Source organism: Falsihalocynthiibacter sp. S25ZX9, from assembly GCF_041205405.1.
Classification (GTDB): Bacteria; Pseudomonadota; Alphaproteobacteria; order Rhodobacterales; family Rhodobacteraceae; genus Falsihalocynthiibacter; species Falsihalocynthiibacter arcticus.
In genome coordinates this window covers 1-308 of sequence record NZ_JBGFCD010000214.1, presented here as the reverse complement: position 1 = coordinate 308, position 308 = coordinate 1, and the positions used below count along the sequence as shown (strand labels likewise).

The following is a 308-nucleotide window of genomic DNA, read 5'->3' as shown; positions in this document are numbered from 1 at the left end:
TTTGGCTGCTTCAATTTTCTTGTAGATATGAGGGATTGATTGCGATTTTGGGACCAAAGCAGGAGACACAAAGCGCCCTATTCTATGACTTCTCGATTGAGGCTCATATTCCATACGACCATGTTTTGCGGACAATAGGTGGCGTCATTGTTTTATCCAGTGTTCGCCAATATCTGTCCGAGTTTTTTCGTTCGACTGAACGACCTTCGGTTGATCCAGAACTAATGACGCGCATTTTGTTGGTCGGATACCACAGTGCTTGCAGCGTTTCTCAACTGTTGGGTGAAGGGGTAACCCTAAGATGCACT

General features: G+C 45.5%; 1 pseudogene. It reads left to right on the top strand.

Annotation, left to right across the window (positions count from 1 at the left end):
- Positions 1-44: 44 nt before the first annotated feature.
- A pseudogene (locus AB9F29_RS21970) lies at positions 45-308 on the top strand (IS5/IS1182 family transposase); the annotation flags it as partial.